At 70.9% G+C, this 18,252-nt stretch carries 17 protein-coding genes and 1 tRNA gene; 6 read left to right on the top strand and 12 right to left on the bottom strand.

Going from position 1 to position 18,252, the window contains the following annotated elements; translation table 11 throughout:
- Window positions 1-47: 47 nt before the first annotated feature.
- The 4 genes from P0L94_16680 to serS all read right to left on the bottom strand — a co-directional run bounded on the left by P0L94_16680 (window position 48) and on the right by serS (window position 3,900).
- Window positions 48-132, bottom strand: a tRNA-Ser gene (locus P0L94_16680).
- 126 nt (window positions 133-258) lie between these two features.
- Window positions 259-1,566 (bottom strand): LCP family protein, encoded by a 1,308-nt coding sequence (locus P0L94_16675; GenBank protein ID WES64091.1) that lies wholly within the window; start codon window positions 1,564-1,566, stop codon window positions 259-261.
- A gap of 154 nt (window positions 1,567-1,720) precedes the next feature.
- Window positions 1,721-2,629: an HAD family hydrolase gene (locus P0L94_16670; protein WES64090.1), complete on the bottom strand. Its 909-nt coding sequence runs from the start codon at window positions 2,627-2,629 to the stop codon at window positions 1,721-1,723.
- Window positions 2,626-3,900, bottom strand: coding sequence for a serine--tRNA ligase (gene serS, locus P0L94_16665; protein WES64089.1), 1,275 nt, complete (start codon window positions 3,898-3,900; stop codon window positions 2,626-2,628). The genes P0L94_16670 and serS overlap by 4 nt, the downstream gene beginning before the upstream one ends.
- 116 nt (window positions 3,901-4,016) lie before the next feature.
- Between serS and P0L94_16660 the strand changes: the two genes are divergently transcribed.
- Window positions 4,017-5,033, top strand: coding sequence for a diacylglycerol kinase family protein (locus P0L94_16660; protein WES64088.1), 1,017 nt, complete (start codon window positions 4,017-4,019; stop codon window positions 5,031-5,033).
- Window positions 5,034-5,163: 130 nt separating this feature from the next.
- A complete protein-coding gene (locus P0L94_16655; protein WES64087.1) occupies window positions 5,164-6,567 on the top strand; it encodes an aspartate aminotransferase family protein in 1,404 nt (467 codons plus the stop codon).
- Window positions 6,568-6,594: 27 nt separating this feature from the next.
- On the opposite strand, the gene P0L94_16650 is transcribed toward P0L94_16655, so the two are convergent.
- A complete protein-coding gene (locus P0L94_16650; GenBank protein ID WES64086.1) occupies window positions 6,595-7,689 on the bottom strand; it encodes an FUSC family protein in 1,095 nt (364 codons plus the stop codon).
- Window positions 7,690-7,758: 69 nt separating this feature from the next.
- On the opposite strand from P0L94_16650, the gene P0L94_16645 reads away from it, so the two are divergent.
- Window positions 7,759-8,220 (top strand): hypothetical protein, encoded by a 462-nt coding sequence (locus P0L94_16645; GenBank protein ID WES64085.1) that lies wholly within the window; start codon window positions 7,759-7,761, stop codon window positions 8,218-8,220.
- On the opposite strand, the gene P0L94_16640 is transcribed toward P0L94_16645, so the two are convergent.
- From P0L94_16640 to P0L94_16615, 6 genes are all read right to left on the bottom strand, one after another.
- Window positions 8,221-8,544 carry a hypothetical protein gene (locus P0L94_16640; protein WES64084.1) on the bottom strand — a complete coding sequence of 108 codons (324 nt, stop codon included), beginning with the start codon at window positions 8,542-8,544 and terminating at the stop codon, window positions 8,221-8,223.
- Window positions 8,545-8,568: 24 nt separating this feature from the next.
- Window positions 8,569-9,135 (bottom strand): helix-turn-helix domain containing protein, encoded by a 567-nt coding sequence (locus P0L94_16635; protein WES64083.1) that lies wholly within the window; start codon window positions 9,133-9,135, stop codon window positions 8,569-8,571.
- A 32-nt stretch (window positions 9,136-9,167) separates the two neighbouring features.
- On the bottom strand, window positions 9,168-10,730 hold the full coding sequence (locus P0L94_16630) for an SLC13 family permease (protein WES64082.1): 1,563 nt from the start codon (window positions 10,728-10,730) through the stop codon (window positions 9,168-9,170).
- Between the two features lie 114 nt (window positions 10,731-10,844).
- A complete protein-coding gene (gene manA / locus P0L94_16625; GenBank protein WES64081.1) occupies window positions 10,845-12,002 on the bottom strand; it encodes a mannose-6-phosphate isomerase, class I in 1,158 nt (385 codons plus the stop codon).
- Window positions 12,003-12,054: 52 nt separating this feature from the next.
- Window positions 12,055-13,839 carry an ATP-binding cassette domain-containing protein gene (locus P0L94_16620; GenBank protein WES64080.1) on the bottom strand — a complete coding sequence of 595 codons (1,785 nt, stop codon included), beginning with the start codon at window positions 13,837-13,839 and terminating at the stop codon, window positions 12,055-12,057.
- Window positions 13,836-14,915 (bottom strand): ABC transporter permease, encoded by a 1,080-nt coding sequence (locus P0L94_16615; protein ID WES64079.1) that lies wholly within the window; start codon window positions 14,913-14,915, stop codon window positions 13,836-13,838. The genes P0L94_16620 and P0L94_16615 overlap by 4 nt, the downstream gene beginning before the upstream one ends.
- Before the next feature lie 64 nt (window positions 14,916-14,979).
- Between P0L94_16615 and P0L94_16610 the strand changes: the two genes are divergently transcribed.
- A complete protein-coding gene (locus P0L94_16610) occupies window positions 14,980-15,606 on the top strand; it encodes a TetR family transcriptional regulator (protein ID WES64078.1) in 627 nt (208 codons plus the stop codon).
- On the opposite strand, the gene P0L94_16605 is transcribed toward P0L94_16610, so the two are convergent.
- Complete coding sequence (locus P0L94_16605) at window positions 15,578-16,675, bottom strand: VanZ family protein (GenBank protein WES64077.1); 1,098 nt, start codon at window positions 16,673-16,675, stop codon at window positions 15,578-15,580. The genes P0L94_16610 and P0L94_16605 overlap by 29 nt on opposite strands.
- A gap of 958 nt (window positions 16,676-17,633) precedes the next feature.
- Between P0L94_16605 and P0L94_16600 the strand changes: the two genes are divergently transcribed.
- Both P0L94_16600 and P0L94_16595 read left to right on the top strand, forming a co-directional pair.
- Complete coding sequence (locus P0L94_16600; GenBank protein ID WES64076.1) at window positions 17,634-17,825, top strand: hypothetical protein; 192 nt, start codon at window positions 17,634-17,636, stop codon at window positions 17,823-17,825.
- Window positions 17,826-17,930: 105 nt separating this feature from the next.
- Window positions 17,931-18,185, top strand: coding sequence for a DUF4190 domain-containing protein (locus tag P0L94_16595; protein ID WES64075.1), 255 nt, complete (start codon window positions 17,931-17,933; stop codon window positions 18,183-18,185).
- Window positions 18,186-18,252 lie beyond the last annotated feature (67 nt).

Here is an 18,252-nt window from a genome sequence, read left to right as displayed (position 1 = left end):
CTCGGGCGGGATTCGGGTGGGGATCTCCCCCCGACGCAGCCCTTGAGCGGAGGGTGTGGGATTCGAACCCACGGGACATTGCTGCCCACTGGTTTTCAAGACCAGCTCCATCGGCCGCTCGGACAACCCTCCCGGCGGATGCCGGAGCACCCGTCGAACGGCGTCGAGTCTAGCCGACACGCTTGTCTCGCCCATTCTGGCAAGGCGATCTGTGGAGGGGCTGTAAGGCGCGCGAACCCCTGTCCACCCGGAGCGGGCTCAGCGCTGGGGCACGGTGCACGTGGTCTGCGCCGCCGTCTGCCCCGCGATCTCCGAGGGCAGCTCGACCCGCTCCTCGGCCACCGGCGTCGCGGTCGGACTCGCGGATGCTTCGCCAGCGGCATCCGTCCCCGGCTCGGGCGACGCGCTGGGGATCGGCGCCGGCGCCGCGGCCTCGCCGGTCACCTCGACACCGTAGCCCTGGCTGGCCTCGCCGGTCAGCGTGAGGGGCCGGTTCTCCTGCAGCGCGGCGAACAGGGCGTCCGCCGCGTACGTCACCGGCATCACGCGGCTCGCGCCCACGCCCGCGACGTAGGCGGTCGGGTACTGCACGAAGACGATGTCTTCATACGGCACATCCTTCACGGCCATGGCGATCTGCACCATCAGGGTCGGGTTGGTCAGCCCCGAGCTGAGCACGAGCTGACCCTGCGTCACCTGGCTGACCGCGGTGGTGGCCAGCGTGAGCAGCCGCCCCGGGTCGGCGAGCACCGCGTCGGACTGGAGCTTGCGCACCATCGACGACATGAACTGCTGCTGGTTCGAGATGCGACCGAGGTCCGACCCGTCGCCGATGCCGTGACGGATCCGCAGGAACTGCAGCGCCTCGGCGCCCACCAGGGTGTGGTTGCCGGCGGCCAGGCTCAGACCGGTGTGGCGATCCGAGATGTCTCCCGCGACGCAGACGTCGACCCCGCCGATGGCGTCCGACATGTTGATGACCCCGGTCCAGCGGATCGCGGCCGCGAAGTCGATGTCGTCGCCGATCAGCTGCTCGACGGTGCGGGCCGTGCAGGCGAGCCCGCCGTAGAAGTACGACGCGTTGATCTGCTGCGCGGTCATGGCGGAGTGGGTGACCCCGTCGCCGTCGGTGCACGACGGGATCGCGACGTTCATGTCGCGGGGGATCGAGACCACGGTGACGCGGCGCGGCGGGTCCGAGATGTGCACGAGCATCGTCACGTCGTTGCGCTCGCCCGGGGAGTCGCCGTTGGCGCACCGCGGGAAGAGCTCGAGGTCCTGCCCCTCGCACGAGTCGGTGCCGACGACGAGCACATTCACCCCGCCCTCGATCGCTCCCAGCGACGGCGGCAGGTCCTCATCGGGGTCGAGATCGACGGCCTGATCGGTGATCGTGGACGCAGCATCCCACACGGCGTACGCACCCACGGCCGTGGCGCTGAGCGACAGCACGACCGCGCCGACGGCGATCAGCGTGAGGATGAGCGACACCGGGTGGGGCGTCGACAGGCGGCCGTGTCGGGCCAGCGTCGGGCGGCCGCGCCTGACCTGGTGGGGTTCTCTCATCCGCGTCCTCCTGGGGGCCTGGGTCGACGTCCCCCCGGACGCTCGTCGAACGGATCCGATTTTACCGGACGGCACCATCCGGACAGACCCATCCGGATCGCGGCCGCGACGCGACCCCGCGGATGGTGCGGCCGATCAGGATCGGGACGCCGCCTCAGAGGTGGCGGAGGACCTCGGCGACGCCGCCCTCGTCGACGGATGCCGTGACCTCGGTCGCGGCATCCCGCACCTCCTGCGGACCCTGGGCCATCGCGACGGCGCGGCCGCCGTTGCGCCGAGCCCACTGGAACATGCCGACATCGTTGCGCCCGTCGCCGATCACGAGGACGTGGGCGGGGTCGATGCCCAGCTCCTCGCGCACGCGCTCGAGCCCCGTGCTCTTGTCGACGCCGAGCGGGGCGATGTCGAGCCACGCCGTCCAGCCGACGGCGTACGAGACCTGGTGCAGGCCGATGCGCTCGACGAGTTCGAGGAAGTCGTCGGACGCCTGCTCGGGCGCGACCACGACGACGCGGCACACCGGGTGCGCCGACAGTTCGGGGAACTCCACGCGGCGCGCCTCGAAGAGGTTCCAGTCGTCGAGGTACTCGGTGTACAGGCGCTCGCCGTCGGGCAGTTCCACGAGGTACCGCGCGTCGGGCAGGTGCCCGTGCAGGTGCGCGAGCACCTCGGCTGCGTCGAACGTCTCGATGTGCCAGCGCTGGTAGCGGAGCTCATCGGCATCCTCGCGCTTGAGGACGACCGCGCCGTTGGAGCACACGATGTACTCGGGCGCGATCTGGAGCACCCGCAGCACTCCGCGCGTCCCCTCCCAGCTGCGGCCCGTCGCGAGCATCACCTGGTGACCGGCGCGGTGCGCGTGCTCGACGGCTTCGACCACGCCGGGGCTGAGCGACTCGTCCTCGAGCAGCACCGTGCCGTCGATATCGAGCACGATCAGCAGGCGCTCGGCGTGCTTGTGCGGATCCTCGGTGTCGCGCGCCACGCGCTCGACGAGACGGGCCGCGCGCCTCGGGCGCACGACCTTCACTTCGCCCGTCGGCGGCAGGTGCGCTTCGGTCACGCGATCGGCTCCATGACCTCGAGTCCGCCCAAGTACGGGCGCAGCACCTCGGGAACGAGGACCGAGCCGTCCGCGCGCTGGTGCGTCTCGAGCAGCGCCACGATCCAGCGCGTGGTGGCGAGGGTGCCGTTCAGCGTCGCGACGTGCTGCGTCTTGCCGCCCTGGTCCGCGGGCAGGCGGTGACGGATGTTGAGACGCCGCGCCTGGTACGTCGTGCAGTTCGAGGTCGACGTCAGCTCACGGTAGGCGCCCTGCGTGGGCACCCACGCCTCGACGTCGTACTTGCGGGCGGCGCTCGAGCCGAGGTCGCCGGCGGCGACGTCGATCACGCGATAGCTCAGACCCAGGTCCTGCAGCATGCCCTCCTGCATCGCGACGAGACGCAGGTGCTCGGCCTCGGCCTCTTCGGGCGTCGTGTAGACGAACATCTCGAGCTTGTTGAACTGGTGCACACGAATGATGCCGCGGGTGTCCTTGCCGTACGACCCCGCCTCGCTCCGGTAGCACGTCGACCAGCCGGCGTAGCGCTTGGCACCGCGGTCGAAGTCGATGATCTCGTCCATGTGGTAGCCGGCGAGGGGCACCTCGCTCGTGCCCACGAGGTACAGGTCGTCGGCGTCGAGATGGTAGACCTCGTCGGCGTGCTGACCGAGGAACCCGGTTCCCCGCATCACCTCGGGGCGCACGAGCGTCGGCGGGATGAGTGGCGTGAAGCCGGCCTGCAGTGCGCGGTCGAGGCCCAGCGACATGAGCGCGAGCTCGAGGCGCGCGCCGATGCCCTTGAGGAAGTAGAAGCGCGCGCCCGACACCTTGGTGCCGCGCTCCATGTCGATCGCGTCGAGCATCTCGCCGAGCTCGAGGTGGTCGCGCGGCTCGAAGTCGTACACGGGCGGCTCGCCGTGCGTGCGCAGCGTGATGAAGTCCTCTTCGCCGCCGGCGGGAACACCCTCGATGATGATGTTCTCGAGCACCGAGAATGCCGTTTCGGCCTCTTCCTCGGCGACGGTCACGGCACGCTGCGCCTCCTTGACCTTCTCGCTGAGCTCCTTGGCCTCGGCCACGAGTGCGGCCTTCTCGTCCTTGGGGGCTTTCGCGACCTTCTTGCCGTGGGCGTTCTGCGCCGCGCGCAGCTCCTCGAACGCCGTGATCGCGGCGCGACGGGCCTGGTCGGCGGCGACCGCGGCGTCCACGGTCTCGGGCGATTCCCCGCGGGCCTCCTGCGAGCGCTTGATCAGCTCGGGGTTGTCGCGGAGCAGCACGGGATCGATCATCCGTTCAGTCTAATCGGGGGTTTTCTCCGTATGCCGCGCGCCGGGGCTGCCGGCGCATGCACATCCGGTATCCGGCTGAGACGGCATCCGATCCCGTCCGGCCCTACTCTGTACCCATGGCGAGCGACTCCGACCGCGCAGGCGAACCCGGCTCGCCCCGGCGCGCGGCCCTGGTCTACAACCCCACCAAGGTCGCCACCCCCGCGATCCGCGCCTCAGTCGAGAAGGCGTCTGCCGCCGCGGGCTGGGGGCCGCCGCTCTTCTACGAGACGACGCCCGAGGACCTCGGCGACGGCGTGGCGCGCACCGCGCTCGACGACGGGGCGGATGCCGTCCTCGTGGCCGGCGGCGACGGAACCGTGCGTGCGGTCTCCGAGGCGATGTGCGGCAGCGGAGTGCCCCTGACGATCGTCCCCAGCGGCACCGGCAATCTGCTCGCACGCAATCTGCGGCTGCCGCTCGAGAACCGCGACAAGATGATCCGCGCGACCTTCGACGGAGACAAGGTCGCGATGGACGTCGGCTTCGCCGCCATGCGGCGCGCCGACGGCACCCATGAGGAGCGCGCGTTCGTGGTGATGGGGGGCATGGGCCTGGATGCCGCCATGATCGCCAACACGAGCCCCCAGCTGAAGAAGACGGTCGGCTGGGTCGCGTACGTCGACGGCGCCGCCCGTTCGCTCGTGAACGCCAAGCCCTTCCGCGTGATGTACCAGATCGTGGGTCACCGGCTGCACGCCGCGAAGGTGCAGAGCATCCTGTTCGCCAACTGCGGGTCGCTGCCGGGAGGGCTCTCGCTCATCCCCGAGGCGTCGGTGGCGGACGGCGAGCTGGACATCGTCGTGTTCGAGCCCAAGGGCCCGCTCGGCTGGATCTTCGTGTGGCGTCGCGTGGCGTGGGACAACAGCGTGCTGCGCAAGTTCCGCGCCGGCCGCGAAGTGCTCAAGCTCCGCACCGAGGACAGCTCCGTGCGGTACTCGCGCGGCGAAGGCCTCGACATCGGCTCCACAGAGGGTCCGCAGGCGGTGCAGCTCGACGGCGACGAGTTCGGCCTCGCCGTCCACGTGACGGTGCGGATCGAGCCGGCATCCCTTGTCCTGGCGCTCCCGAAGGGCCACGCGCTCCCCACCTGACCCCGATGCCGGGCCCCGCAGCGGGCCGGACGGACCGCCGCGGGACGCGACGAGAACGATACGAACCGTCGCCGGTCGCCCCGGGGGCGCGCGGGTATCGTCGATCGGGACACGCCACAGGAGGCCCCGCATGTCCACGACCACCGACCGCCACGCCCGCACCGAGGCAGAGCTGCAGGGGATGGCGCGCGACCACCTCTGGATGCATTTCGCCCGCCAGTCGGTGATGACCGAGGGCCCCGGCGTCCCGATCATCGTCAAGGGCGAGGGCCACCACATCTGGGACTCGCAGGGCAAGAAGTACATCGACGGCCTCGCCGGCCTCTTCGTCGTCAACGCCGGCCACGGCCGCCGCCGGCTCGCCGAGGCCTCCGCCAAGCAGGCCGAGCAGCTCGCTTTCTTCCCGATCTGGTCGTACGCCCACCCGGCCGCGATCGAGCTCGCCGACCGCATCGCCGGCTACGCGCCCGGCGACCTCAACCACGTCTTCTTCTCCACCGGGGGCGGCGAGGCCGTCGAGACTGCGTTCAAGCTCGCCAAGCAGTACTGGAAGCTCGTCGGCCGGCCGATGAAGCACAAGGTCATCTCGCGCGCCATCGCCTACCACGGCACGCCGCAGGGCGCCCTCGCGATCACGGGCCTTCCCGGCATGAAGCAGATGTTCGAGCCGATCACGCCGGGCGGCTTCCGCGTGCCCAACACGAACTTCTACCGCGCCGCGGAGCAGGGCTTCCCCGGCGGCACGGAGGAGGAGTTCGGCAAGTGGGCCGCCGACCGCATCGAGGAGATGATCCAGTTCGAGGGCCCCGAGACCGTCGCGGCGGTCTTCCTCGAGCCCGTGCAGAACTCGGGCGGATGCTTCCCGCCCCCGCCCGGCTACTTCCAGCGCGTCCGCGAGATCTGCGACAAGTACGACGTGCTGCTGGTCTCGGACGAGGTCATCTGCGCGTTCGGGCGCATCGGCGAGTTCTTCGCCGCCGACGCGTACGGCTACCAGCCCGACATGATCACCTTCGCCAAGGGCGCCACGAGCGGCTACTCGCCGCTGGGCGGCACCGTCGTCAGCGACCGCATCTACGAGCCGTTCTCGACGGGGAACGCCTCGTTCGCCCACGGCTACACCTTCGCCGGGCACCCGGTGTCGGCCGCGGTGGCGCTGGAGAACCTCGATATCTTCGAGGAGGAGGGGCTCAACGAGCGCGTGCGCGAGAACTCCCCGATCTTCCGCCGCACGCTCGAGAAGCTCACCGACCTGCCGATCGTGGGCGACGTGCGCGGCGACGGCTACTTCTTCGGCATCGAGCTGGTCAAGGACAAGACCACCAAGGAGACCTTCGACGACGACGAGTCCGAGCGCCTGCTGCGCGGCTTCATGTCGAAGGCGCTGTTCGACGCCGGGCTGTACTGCCGCGCCGACGACCGCGGCGACCCCGTCATCCAGCTCGCCCCGCCGCTGACGATCGGCCCGAGCGAGTTCGTCGAGATCGAGCAGATCCTGCGCGGCGTCCTCACCGAGGCCTGGGCCCGGCTGTAGCCAGGGCGCCCGGACCCGTCCCGGCGCTCAGCCCGCGGCCGGCTTGCGGGCGCGGAGCCCGGGCACGAGGGCCACGAGCATCCCCAGCGCCGAGCCGACGAGCGTGTCGATCACGCGCTCGTCGGCGACCGCGATCGAGCCGATGGAGCCGGTCGCGGCTCCCGTCAGCAGCAGCACCAGCGGCGTGATGAACAGCAGCGCGAGCGCATAGTTGCGCACCACGAGCAGCTCGATCACGAACTGCAGCGTGCCCAGCAGCGCCGCGAGGGCATAGCCCGCCCACGGCACGAGGATGAGCAGGAAGTACAGGCCCGCCCCGGCGACCGTGCCGATCGCACGGTGCAGGCCGCGGCTGATGGCGATGCGGCGCTCGAGCGCGACGACGCCGGCAGCCACGGCGATGCCCGACGTGACGATCCAGTACGCGCGGTCGGGATCCACCCAGATGCCCACCACGGCGCCCACCGCCGCGACGGCCACGGCCCGGAGGATCATCGTGACGGTCGGGGCGTCCCACACCGGCCGCGCCATCAGCTCGGCGACGGGGCGAGCCGGCTCGCGACGGACGCGCGGCAGCACGAGCGGGGTCACGGCGAGCAGGTACGAGAACACGCAGCCGCCCGACAGTGCCAGCAGGAACTCCCCCGCAGAGAACGACGGGGCGACCGCCGAGACGTGGGCCGAGACGCCGAAGACGAGCACGAAGAAGATGGGACCCGGGGGGCCCAGCCGGAACCCGAACGTGAACGCGCTCGCGAGCGCCGTGAGGACGACGAGGCCGACGAGCGTGGCCGCGATCGACGGTCCGACCAGCACGCCCAGGGCGCTGCTCGCGATGAGGGCTGCGGCGACGAACGGGAGCAGCCTCGCGCGCTCGCCCGGGCGGAGCTGACCGACGTGCAGGGCCGTGAAGGCGCCGGTGGCGGCCTGGTACCCGAGCTCGGGGCGCCCGACGAGCGTCATCACCGCGATCGGGACGGCGACCGACAGCGCCGCCTGCAGCGCCAGGGGCCAGCGCGGTCCCGGCGACGGCCGCAGCGTGTAGAGGCTCCGCACCGTCGCGACGGTCGCCGTGGGCCACGGCATCCGCCCCGCACGCCGACGGCCTTCCTCGTCGCTCATGGGCACCTCCCCGATGACGCTACCTCCGGATCGCACCGAAGACCCCGGTCACGCTCTAGTGTTTCCTGCGTGGGCACCATCTATTACGGCGGGTCGGACACCCCGATCCACATCGAGGATCGAGCGCTGGCGCACCTCAAGGTCGTCATCGTGACCAAGCTGCGCCGCAACGAGACCTTCACGCTCTCGTGGCGCCACCCCGACGACGAGCCTCGCGGACGCAGCACGATCTGGCTGCATCCGTCGATCCCGCTCCGCTTCGTCTTCGACGACCCCGAGCCGACCGAGCTCAGCCGCGAGTGGATCGCGGATCTGGCCAATTCGGTGTCCTCGACCGGCGGCATCGTGCTCGTCGCCGAGCACATCGACACCGATCCGTCCGAGGACGGCGCCGGCGGTCAGCCCACTCCCGAGTCGGGGGATGTCATCCTCGGCAGCGTCGAAGTCGAGAACCTCGAGGTCGACCGGCTCCAGGTGTCGGATGCACGCGTGTCCCGGTCTCCGAAGAAGCGAGGCGAGATCTCCGGGTGATCACTCGTCGGTGAGCGGCGCCGCCGTCTCCTCGGCAGGCTCCGGCATGATCGACAGCCCGTTGGGGCCACCCGCCGCGAGCATCATCTCCTCGACCCAGACGCGGTTGATGCGCGGCTGCCGGCTGCCGTAGAAGTGGAACTGCAGGGGCACCGAGGAGTGCATCCAGAAGCTGCGTCGCCCGCTGCCGTCGCCCACCTCGACGTCGAACATGAACGACTCGCCGCGGCGCAGCTTGTTCATCACGACGATGCGCAGATGCGCGAGAGTACGGTCTTCGATGTCGACGCCGTTCGCGACGGTGTCGTAGATGAACCTGCCCACGACAGGAGCATAGATCCCTCGGGCTCACCGCGGGGCGAAAGCCGCCGCGAAGAGAGCCTGCGCGCGCGCCGCGACCCGGGGCCTGTCCGGTTCGGGGGTGTGGGCGAGCTCGCTCGCGAGCATCCCGACGGCCATCGCGACGTCCGCGTCCTCGACGTGTGCGCCGATGCGTCCGGCTGTCCGATCGTTCTCGACGAGGCGCGCGACGACCCGCTGGAACCGCTCGCCCAGAGGCGTCACGCGCGGATCCTCCAGGTCCGATGTGACGAGTCCGATCAGGGCGGTCGAGGCCATCGCCTGGTCGGCCACGCGGGCGAGCAGATCTGCCACCCCCGCGTCCGGGCCGGCGAGCTGCGCGTCGAGCTCGGCGATGTTGTCCTCGAAGACCGCCACGGCCATCGCGATGCGATCCGGGAAATGGCGGTACAGGCTGCCCTGGCCGACACCGGCGCGCTTGGCGATCGCGCTGAACGGCGCCGACGGGCCCTCGGTGGCGTAGATCTCGCGCGCGGCCGCGATGAGCGCACGCCGGTTCTCGGGCCCGGCGGCTCGTCCGCGGTTGGGGCGCGGCGTGGCCGTGTCGTTCGTCACGTCTCCACACTACGCACCGAGGTTCGCGGATGTCAGAAGGGCCAGATCACGGGGACGTAGAGCACCGCCATGACGATGAAGAACAGCGTCAGGGGGATGCCGAGCTTCCAGTAGTCGCCGAACTTGTAGCCGCCGGGATCCATGACCATGAGGTTGGCAGGCGTCGCGATCGGGGTCAGGAATGCCGCGGCGCCCGCGACCGTGAGCGCCATCATGAACGGCAGCACCGAGACCTCCATCGTCGCCGAGATCGCGATGGCGATGGGGGCGATGATCAGGACCGTCGCGGTGTTGCTGATCAGCTGGCTGAGCACGACCGTGACGACGACGAGGACGAGAAGCGCGAGATGCGGACTCGAATCGCCGAGCACACCGAGCAGGTACTCGGCGACGAGGTCGGCGGCGCCGGTCTTGGTGAAGGCCGTCGAAAGCGGGATCATGCCCGCGATGAGGACGATCGTCGTCCACGAGATCGAACGGTAGGCGCGGGTCGGCGTGACGGTGCCGGTGACCACGAGAGCGCCGGCGGCCAGCAGCGCGGCGACGGCCGCCGGCACGAGACCGGTCGACAGCAGCACGACCATGAGCCCCAGGATCACCAGCGCCCGCTTCGCGCCGCTGCCGAGAGGGACGGAGCGCCGCATCATCTCGGGAGCGTCGACGGCCAGCACGCCGGGGGCGGCGGCGTGGCGGCTCAGCTCATCCCACGTTCCCTGCAGCAGCAGCACGTCCCCCATCTGCACGGCGATGTCGGGGCCCTTCAGCAGATCGTCGCCGCGGCGCACCGCCAGGACGACGAGGTCGCCCGACGGGGTCTTCATCCCCGGCGACACCGATTCACCGATCAACGGCGAGCGCGGCGCGACCACGATCTCGCTGACCCCGCTCGAGGCGCCCAGGATCACACCCGTCTCGAGGCTCAGGGAGTACTGGTCGCGCAGCAGCCTCGCGTGCCGGATGAGATCCATCGGCATGATCGCGCCGGTGCGCTCGGGCAGCAGCCGCTTGCTGAAGATCACCAGCAGGATCACCGCGCCGACGACCACGGGGACGCCGACGAGGGCGAACTCCCAGTAGCCGAACGCCCGCGCGCCGCTGCTCGCGGCGAGGTCCGACACGATGATGTTCACCGGTGTCCCGGTCAGCAGCAGCAGAGAGCCCGCGGATGCCGCGAAGGCCAGCGGCATGAGCATCTGCGAGGCCGGCAGGGCGGCCCGCGCGGCCACCACGACCACGAGCGGCAGCAGCGCCGCGGTGGCTCCGTTGACGCTGATGATCGCCGACACCAGGGCCGCCAGCAGCGCGATCACGATGATGAGGGTCGTGCGCTTCGTGCCCGCGCGCCCGATGACCTTCTGCCCCGCCCACGCCATGACCCCCGACGCGTCGAGTGACTCGCTCACCACGAACAGGGCCGCGATGAAGAGCACCGTCGGGTCGCCGAATCCGGCGAGCGCCTCGTTGAGGGTCAGCACGCCCGTGAAGTACAGCGCCAGAGCGACGCCGATCGCCACGATGCCGAGCGGAACGCGGTTGCTCACGAACGCGACGATCGCGAGCACCAGGATCACGAGTGTTGCCACGACCGGGTCCACGCGCCCACTGTATCCAGTCGCCCGCGCCGGACACACGCGCATTCGCGGATCCGGCCGGATCCGGCTCTCCCGGCGCAGCCGCCGTACGGTTCGCGGACGCGGGCGCGGACCGGCTCAGGCGGCGGCGACGAAGAGGCGACCGTGGCCGCGGACGCCGAGGCTCGCGGCATCCGTCACGAACAGCGTCGCTCCTCGGCCCGCCTCGGCCGTCGCGTCCCCGGCCGACACCGTGAACGCGCCGTCGGCCACCAGCACGATCGCCGGGCCCGACGTCGTCACGACGTCGTCGCCGGTGACCTCGAACAACTCGAACGGCACGTCGCGGCCCGACGGCAGCGACGCGGGCCGGTAAGTGACGGTGCGCTCCGAGACCTGGAGGGCCGGCAGGTGGGGCGGCTCACCGGTGGAGAAGTCGAGCACGCGGCTCAGCTCGGGGATGTCGACGTGCTTGGGTGTCAGGCCTCCGCGCAGGACGTTGTCGCTCGGCCCCATGAGCTCCATGCCGGTCCCCCGCAGATACGCGTGGATGTTGCCCGCGGGCAGCCACAGCGCCTCCCCCGCGGCCAGCGTGACGTGGTTCAGCATGAGCGCGATCGCGATCCCCGGGTCGCCGGCGAAGGCGCCGGCGAGCCGCCCCGGCAGCTCGAAGCGCTCGGGGTCGGCGGCGGCCGCGGCCGCCACCTGGGCGATGAGCGAGCTCACGGCGGGACCGCCCGACAGCAGCCAGTCGAACGCGTCACGGACGCCGTCGGGCGCACGCAGCATCCGCTCCCACTCGGCGAACGGCGACGGATCCTCGGCGACGGCCGCGAGCGCTGCGACCGTGGCGAGCGTCTCGGGCAGCGGCCGGAAGCCGCACAGGGCCTCGAAGCCGTCGTCCAGCGCCACGATCAGCTCGGGCTTGGCGTGGGGGTCCTTGTAGTTGCGCTCCCGCGCGCCGGGGGCGATGCCGGCGGCCTCCTCTGCGGCGAACCCGACCCGCGCCTGGTCGGGCGTCGGGTGCGCCTGGAGCGACAGCGGCGACGCCGCCGACAGCAGCTTGAGCAGGAAGGGCACCGTCGCGCCGCTCGCCTGCTCCCACGCCGCCAGGTCGCGAGCACCGGCGGCATCCGCATCGACGAATCGGCTCGGAGCGGACGGGTGCGCGCCCAGCCACAGCTCGGCTTCGATCGCATCGGTGTCGCCGCGACCGAGCGCACGCGAGACCCCGCCGGGCATCCCCCAGGCGTAGTCGCGGACGTCGCCGGTGATCTCGAAGAGCTGAGCGGTCATGCGGGGTTCCTCCGGTGCGTCCATGGTCGTTCAGCACGCCCAGGAAAGCATGTCACGACTCCAGCAGGACCATCGCCTCCTCGAGCGTGGGGGCGACGTCGGCGACCGCCGCGTCGATGCCTCCCAGGGCGTCGCGGACACGGTCGGTGTCGACCCCGGCGACCCGCACGGTGCGGCCGGCGAGCATCGTCGGCAGGCCCGCCTCGCCGAGGGCGGCGAACGCGTCCTGCCATCGCGCCGACCGGACCTCGACGGCGCTGACGCCCGCGATCAGATCGTCGACCGAGCCCATCCCCAGCAGCTTCCCCTGCGACATCAGCGCCAGCCGCGTGCACTGCTCGGCCTCCTGCAGGTAGTGGGTGGTGACCAGCACCCCGCGCCCGGCATCCGCCTGCGCATGGATGATGTCCCACAGCCGCGCCCGCGAGAGCGGGTCCACGCCCGATGTCGGCTCGTCGAGGATCAGCAGATCGGGATCGTGGCCCAGGGCGAGGGCGAAGGCGAGCTGGCGTTCGCGACCGAGCCCGATCTCGCCGACGACGTCCTTGGTCACGGCCGCGAGCGACGCCGGCAGCTGAGCGGGCGGCGTGCCGTACACGCGCGAGAAGAACTCGACGTTCTCGCGCACACTGATCGTGCGGTAGAGCCCCAACCCCTGCGGCACGTAGCCGAGGCGCCGACGCGAAGCGGCGTCGGGCGGGGCGCCGAACAGCTCCGCGTCGCCGGAGTCGGGCCGGTCGAGCCCGATGAGCGCCCGCAGGAACGTGGTCTTCCCCGCCCCGTTCGCGCCGATGAGCCCGACCACCTCGCCGGCGGCCACCTCCAGGCTCACGTCGTCGACGGCGACCTGGTGCCCGAACCGGCGCGTCACGTGCGCACCGGCCGCGAGCGTGGTGCCCTTCTCGAGACCCGACGGCCGCGCATCCGGCATGTCGACGGGCACGTACTCTCGGTGGTGCGTGCGGGCGATGCGGCGGGCGTGCGCCGCGCGGCGCGGGTGCTGCTCGGCGTCCACGCCGTCCACGCGGCGAGACAGCGTCAGCGCGATGAGCGCGTCCTCGAGGTCGGGCTCGGCGATGGGAGCGGAGCCGGCCGGTGCCGTCGCACCGCCGAACCACACGTGCCGGGCCGCGCCCCGCCGCCACGAGTCCGCGACGGCGCGCTCGGGCTCGGGGAGCGTGGCGATGCGCCCGGGCACTCCCGCGATGATCGCGTCCGGCACGCCCGCGGCGATCACCCGTCCCTGATCGAGGGCGGCGACAGATGCCGCGCGCTGCGCCTCGTCGAGGTAGGTCGTCGCCATCAGCACGGCGGTGTCGCCGGCGGCCACAGCCGACACCAGCCGCCACAGCTCGACGCGGCTGACGGGGTCCACGCCCGTGCTCGGCTCGTCCAGCAGCACGAGCGCCGGGCGGTGGAGGATCGCGAGCACGAATCCGAGCTTCTGCCGCATGCCGCCCGACAGCCTCGACCCCAGCCGCGACCGCGCCTCCACGAGCCCTGCGCGCTCGAGCAGCTCGTCGCCGCGCGAGCGGATCGCCGCGCGCGACATCCCGTACGACTGCCCGACGAACTCGACGTTCTCGGCGACGCTGAGGTTGCCCCACACGCCGCTCGTCGCGGGCTGATAGCCGATGTCGGCCTTGCCGAGCGTGTGCACCGTCCCGGCCGAGACCCCGACGCGGCCGGCGAACACCTTGAGCAGCGTGGACTTGCCGGCGCCATCGCCGCCGACCACGCCCGTGACCTCGCCCACGGGCACCTCGAGCGAAACGTCGTCGAGGGCGAGGGTGTCGCCGAACGAGACCCGGATGCCCGAGACGCCGAGCTCGGTCACGTCGCGTCCTTGGCCGCGCGCGGCTTCGCCGGGGCGATGCTCCGGTGCAGGCGAACGACGGCGAGGCCGAAGATGACCACGGCCATGATCGCCAGCACCGTCAGCGGCAGCCACAGCGAGTCCCACGGCGCGTCGCGAAGCATGACGCCCTGAGACAGCATCGTGAAGTACGTCAGCGGCAGCAGATAGCCGATCCAGCGGACCCCGGGCGCCATCGCGTCGAGCGGGAAGATCATTCCCGAGAGCAGGATCTGCGGCAGCAGCGTCATCATCGCCAGCTGGATCGCCTGCCCCGACGTCTGCGACACAGACGAGATGAGCACGCCGATGCCGAGCACAGCGAAGAGGAACAGCGCCGCACCGACGACGAAGATCCACGGATTGCCGTTGAACGGCACGCCGAACAGCCAGATGCCGATGAGCGCGATGAGGGCCATGTCGAACGACGCCAGCAGGAAGTACGGCATGATCTTGCCCAGGATCACCGCCGGCGCCTTCAACGGCATGACGGCGAGCTGTTCGAGGGTGCCCGCCTCGCGTTCGCGGACCAGCCCGATGCTCGTGATGATCGTGCCGATGAACGTCAGGATCAGGCCGATGATCGCCGGGATCATCACCCAGGACGTCTTCAGGTCGGGGTTGAAGAGGATCTCGACCTCCATCGCCGGCGCCTGAGGGTTCTGCGCCAGCTGCTGCTGCACCTGCGCGAAGAGCACCTGCGCGCCCTGCGCGGCGAACAGGTTCGAGCCGTCGATGTAGACCGTGACGCTGTCGCCGTCCGCGAGCATCGCGACGTCGGCCTTGTCCTCGCGAAGCTCTGTCACGGCATCCGTCTTCGTCCCGTCGGTGTCGACCGTGAGGATGTCGAAATGGTCGGCCAGATCGGCGTTGTCCTCGATCTGGGACTGGACGTCGTCGGCGGCGCTGCCGTAGATCGACAGCGTGAACGTGTCGACGGTGAAATTCGCGGCGTAGCCGAAGATCACCAGCAGCAGCAACGGCATGACGATGAGCATCCCCAGCGTCCTGCGGTCGCGGCGCAGCTCTTGGAACTCCTTGAGGAAGACAGCCCGCATGGCCGCATTATTCAACGACTGATGAAATCTTGGCAAGGCCCTTCGCCGCACGTAGCCTGTGCACATGCCCGAGCACCTCGCCCCGACCCCGAGGCGTCGCCGCGGACGCCCGCGCGGAGGCGATTCGGGCGCCCGTGGACGGATCGTCGAGGCAGCCGTGGCCGAGTTCGGCGAGCGCGGCTACGACGCCGCCACGATCCGCTCGATCGCCGCCCGCGCAGGTGTCGATCCGGCCCTGGTCCACCACTACTTCGGGACGAAGGCAGACCTGTTCAGCGCGGCGCTCGACGCACCGCTCACTCCTGCGCTGGCCGTGCCGGGCATGCTCGACGGCGACCTGGAGCATGCCGGCGAACGCATCGCGCGCCACGTGCTCGAGACGTGGGAGGATCCGGCGTTCCGCCGTCGCGGCGTCGCGATCCTGCGGGCGATCGTCGGCAGCCGCCGATCGACGTCCCTGCTCGTGGGATTCATCTCGCGCGAAGTGCTCGGCCGCATCGCCCACCGTCTCTCGGGACCGGACGCCGAGCGGCGCGCCGCACTGGTGGGCAGTCAGCTGGTCGGCGTGCTGATGACGCGCTACGTGCTGGAGCTGCCGCCGATGGCCGCGGCATCCGTCGACGAGCTCGTCGCCGCCGTGGGACCCACACTCCAGCGGTACCTCACCGGGCCGCTCGATCCTCCGTCATAGCGACGTCGGGATCCGCGCGGACGGCCTCCCGCGAATCGACCAGGTGGGAGCGGGAGAGCACGCCGGGAAGCCCCCGCGCCCCGCGTGTCGTGAACACCATGACGACCGCCACCGCCGCGAAGAGCGGGGTCGCCCAGCCCGAGATCGCGGGGATGGCGCTGATCACCTGATAGCCGCCGATGCCGCCGCCGTAGACGAGCAGTCCCGCGAGGACCCGCGGGTACGGCGAGCCGACGTAGCGCAGCTGAACGGCCGCCTGGCCGATCGTTCGGCCCGTCACGAGGAAGAACCCGGTGCTCAGCACGAAGGGGACGAGCGCCACCGTCCACGTCACCCACGCGGCGGACGGGTCGAGGACGTGATCGCCGACGGTGAGTGCCGCGCCGAGGGCGATCACCACCGCCGTGGCGACGGCGGTGAGGGTGACGCTGAGGAAGTCCGACAGCGACGCGACGAGGCGGCGCACGCGGGTCACCGGATGCGGCAGCAGCGCGGCCTCGAGGCGATCGGGCCGCACCCGCAGGCGCGGCGCGATCAGCAGCGACAGCAGCGATCCGACGACCGCGCCGAGCGTGTTCGTCAGCAGATCATCGACGTCGAACAGACGGTACGCGCAGGGGTACAGCCCCCAGACGCCCGTCACCTGCGTGGTCTCGATCAGCAGCGACAGCAGCACCCCCGCGACGAGCGAGACGACGATGCCCCGGCGCCAGATGAGGCGGATGAGGATCCCGAGGGGGACGAACAGCAGCACGTTCAGAGCGAGCTGCAGGAACCCGGCATCGGTCAGGAAGCTCCCGCTCGCCGCGGCGCCGCGCAGGTCGTCGACGAAGGCGAACGGGTCGAGCTGCGGATGCGTGCAGACGATCGCGCCCGGCTCGGGCATGGGAAGCAGCGTGTAGACCCACACGGCCATGAAGTACACCAGCGCCGCGGCCCACAGGGCGAGCGTGGACAGGGCGAGCCGTCCGTGGCGACGATACGAGACCGCGACGGCGGGGACGAACAGGAGCAACCCCGCCATGACTCCGAAGACCACGGCGATCACACCCAGCAGCACCTGTGACATCAGGCGTCCCCTTCCCGGCGCGTTCGGAGCGCTCCCCCATGATGTCGGCGCGCGTCCACCGGCGCCAGCCTCGCTCGCTTGCGGTCAGTGGGCGCCCCTGGCCGCATCCGCGTCCTCCCCCGACAATCAACGCCAAGCAAGCAGGCCGAGACAGCCATCACTTGGCGCTCACGGCCGCATCCGCGCCCTCCCAAGACAACCAGCGCCAAGCAAGCACCAAGCAAGCGCGCCGAGACGCCCATCACTTGGCACCCCTGCCCGCATCCGCGCCCTCCCCCGACAACCAGCGCCGAGCAAGCGCGAAGCAAGCACCAAGCAAGCGCACCGAGACGCCCGTCACTTGGCGCCCCTGGCCGCAACCGCACGCCCACGCGACACCCAACGCCAAGCAACCGCGCCGAGGCGCCCATCACTTGGCGCCCCTGGCCGCAACCGCACATCCCACGACACCCAACGCCAAGCAACCGCACCAAGGCACCCATCACTTGGCGCCCCTGGCCGCAACTGCACATCCACACGACACCCAACGCCAAGCAACCACACCAAGGCACCCATCACTTGGCGCTCACGGCCGCATCCGCGCCCTCCCACGACAACCAGCGCCCAGCAAGCACCAAGCAAGCGCGCCGAGACGCCCATCACTTGGCGCCCCCTGCCCGCAACCGCACGCCCACGCGACACCCAACGCCAAGCAACCGCACCAAGGCACCCATCACTTGGCGCTCCTGCCCGCAACCGCACATCCACACGACACCCAACGCCAAGCAAGCGCCAAGCAAGCGCGCCGAGACGCCCGTCACCTGGCGCTCGTGGCCGCGACCGCACGCCCACACGACGACCAACGCCAAGCAAGCCGGCGCGGTGGGCGCTGGTGGGCGCTCGTGGCCGGTTCGCGGCGCCGGATGCCGCAACGGCCGCCACCTTCATGCGCGGTGCCGCGAAACATAGGCGGATCGAGGTGCCGATCGCCGGCTTCGGCCCGTCCGCCCACCAGGAGACGCAGACCCATGTCTTCGGGGACACGACCCTCGAGCTGGACCTGTGCATCGTGGTCGACGAACCCGCCGGCGGCGGATTCGACCTCGCGGCGGGTGTCCAGGACGAGGCCCGCGACCGGTGCGCGGAGGTGAGCGTCGCCGCGGGCGGCTGAACGGATGCGCGCGGGACGCGGCGCACCCGGACGCTGAGGAAACACTTGGTGGACGCTGTGGAGAAATCCTCGATCAGAGACTCCCGGAGCCGCTAGCGTTCAGCCATGACCTCGCAGACTCCCGCCTCGCAGCCCGGCTTCAACATCTTCGCGATCCTGTCGATCATCTTCGTGTGGTTCGCCGGCGTCCTCGGCCTCATCTTCGGCTACATCGCCCTCTCGCAGATCAAGAAGACCGGCGAGCGCGGACGCGGCCTCGCCCTGGCCTCGGTGATCCTCGGCTGGATCGCGATCGGCTTCGCGGTGATCATCACGATCTTCGTCCTCATCGCCGCCGGAGCGGCCGTCACCCAGGCCTGACGCGCACAACGTTCCCGCACGCACGAAGCGGCGGTGGCACCCGAGGACGTGGGTGCCACCGCCGCTT

It is taken from the genome of Microbacter sp. GSS18, from assembly GCA_029319145.1.
Taxonomy (GTDB): domain Bacteria; phylum Actinomycetota; class Actinomycetes; order Actinomycetales; family Microbacteriaceae; genus Microbacterium.
The sequence above is the reverse complement of the archived record's forward strand: the minus strand, read 5'-3'. Positions and strand labels throughout refer to the sequence as shown.